At 64.9% G+C, this 2,631-nt stretch carries 1 protein-coding gene; it reads right to left on the bottom strand.

Going from position 1 to position 2,631, the window contains the following annotated elements; translation table 11 throughout:
- A partial coding sequence (locus ABW137_RS22040; RefSeq protein WP_526403574.1) for a cellulase family glycosylhydrolase occupies positions 1-1,788 on the bottom strand: 1,788 nt, incomplete at its 3' end.
- Positions 1,789-2,631 lie beyond the last annotated feature (843 nt).

A 2,631-nucleotide genomic window follows, 5' to 3' on the forward strand; every position in this document is an offset into this window, starting at 1 on the left:
CGGCTCGCCGCCGGACTCGTCGTCGCGCTTGGGCGCGGCAGTCACCGACTCGGGCTTCTTCGGCTCGGCGGCCTCGGCCTGCTTCTGCGCCGATGCACCACCCTTGTTCTCGGTGTCGTCGGCGGGCGTCTCCGCCTCATCGTCGGTGTCCGGTTCCTTGACCGCCGGTTCCGAGGTCCCGGGCTCGGTGGTGATGGGCTCGGTGGTGATGGGCTCGGTGGTCCCGGGCTCGGTGGTGATGGGCTCGGTGGTGACGGGCTCCGTGGTGACGGGTTCGTCCTGCTCGGTGGTGACGCTCGGCTCGGTGGTCACGTTCAGCTCGGTGGCCACCCCCTCCTCGCCCTCCTGCGTCGGCGCGTTCCCGTTCTCCTCGGAAAGCGAGCCTGCCAAGGGATCGTCACCCTCAGCAGCCTCGGCGCTGAACCCCATCCGGGATGTCACCGCCAGGTCCTCGTTCGACGTCACCGACATCTGGTTGGCCGTCGCGCTTGGCGGATTGAAGATCTGGGCGATCGCCGTGACGATCGAGTTCATGAAGCCCGCAAGTGTCTGCGTGAAGAACGTCGACACACTCTGGCTCAGGTTCTGGAAGGCCTGTGACGCGTTGTTGAGGAACGCCTGGATCACCGCACTCAGCGCGACGAACGGATCCCCGGGGTTGACGCTGATGGGCGGGTTCACCACGGGCGGTGGGTGCGCTGCGATCCACGCCGCGATGGCCGCGGCGGCAAGCTTGGGATCGCCGTTGTCGAAGTAGATGCCGAAGTTGTCCTCGTAGCTGTTGGTACCGGTCGCGAGGTCGGTCATGGTGTGAATGAACATCGGCCCGGTGTAGCCGAGGCTGTTCCACGCCGTGAGGAAGTTCGTGATGACCGTCGCCTGCTGTTCCTCCGTGATGCCGCCGGCGGTGGGTACGCCGAACTCGGTGGCCCAGATCAGCTTGTCGTCCGAGTTGGCGAGCATCACCTCGCGCAACGCCGCCAGCTGCTCGTACGCCGAGCCGGAGTAGCCCGCACCCGCCGTGAATTCGCTGCCCAGCGGGTAGGCGTACGGATGGAAGGACAGCGCGTCGAACCATCCCTTGGCCCCTGCGGCGTACATGGCGGCCACGAAGTCCTGGGGTGTCATCGAGAACCCGGGGATGTTGCCCGCGGAGCTCACCACGCCACCGACCACGGTGATCGACGGATCGACGCCCTTGATTGCCGTGTAGGCCGCCTGGAGGAGATGGGTGTAGGCGACGGGGTCGATCGGGTTCAGGAACAGCGCCGCGTTCGGCTCGTTCCAGATCTCGTAGGCCGAGATCTCGCCCGCGTATCGCTCGGCCACCTCCTTCGCGAAGTTGGCGTAAACCGCGGGGTCGGGTTGGGCGTTCACGCCGCCATTGCCTGCCCAGGCCGGGGTGTGGCTGATGATGCCCAGAATGCCGAGGTTCGCGGCATGGGCCTTTTCGACGATGTCGTCCACCAGATCCCAGTTGTAGACACCGGGGGCGGTCTCGACGAAGTTCCACGGAATCTGGATGCGGACGTTGGTCACCCCGAGCCCGACCATGTCTTCGATCGCCTCGTCGACCTCGCCGAGGTTGTACGACAGATAGGGCTCCGAGATGCCGACCGATCCCTTGGTCTCGTCGATCGCCGCGGTCGGGACTACGTCGTAGCTAGTCGAGCGCGCCAAGTTCGGCAGCAATTGACTCGCCGCCGCGCAGGGCACCGCGACCGCGATGATTGCCACGACGAACTTCGCCGCATATCTGCGCCTGACCCGGTGCATCCATTCCCCCATTGATCAACTCCTCGCTAGGGGGGATTCGTAAGAGTCCCCGACCGTGTGGTGCGCTGAAATTAACGCATCAGCCGGTTGCTGTCACTGCTTTCTCGGTATGTGCGCGAAAGTTCACTGTGTGACCATCGGCTGCGATCACACCACTGGAGTTGTTTGCCCTATGCATTCCAGTCGGCTGTGCCGCACCCAATCTGAACGTTGCCACACGGCGTGGCTCATCGGCCCTCAAGGCGTGGGATTTTCGCGAACAGTCGACCAGTGTCGCGCGCGTAGCAGATTCTTGCGTTAGCAAACAGGCTCAAAGATGGCGGCGAGGCGTGTTTGCGCTGAAGGGTGCAGATCCAGCAAAATTCCCGCCGCACATTCGGGCTCAAGCTGCGGATGCAGCACTCTCAGCCGTTTGCCAACGGACCTGTGTTCCAAGCAAGTGGTTGCGCCAGAAGTGCGGTTCTGCGTCGGGTGGCGAGAGGTAGACCCGCCGTAATTGACGCGTACAGCAAAATGGCGCCGGACCACGATCACGGTCGTCGGAGGGCGGCCGGGCGATGTCCGGGTCCGTCGCTGGCGTTGCACGTCGGGGAAATTCCGCTATGTGGCAGCCAAGGTCAGATTCATGCGGGGACGATCCTGGTCACCACCGCGTCTAGTCGAGTGACCGAAACGGGACACGATGACTTCGCGACGACCTGCGCGCCCGTTGGACTACCGGGCCGGTCCCCGAGATCCGAGGCGCAGCAACGCAGCGCCGGTGGCGGTGTCCATCGCTCGGCGCGTCGTCATCGTGGTCCGCGCTGCCGCGGGCTCCGCCGGGCTCAAGCTGCCGGATCGAACCGCACGCGATAC

Source organism: Mycobacterium sp. (assembly GCF_040509115.1).
Lineage (GTDB): Bacteria > Actinomycetota > Actinomycetes > Mycobacteriales > Mycobacteriaceae > Mycobacterium.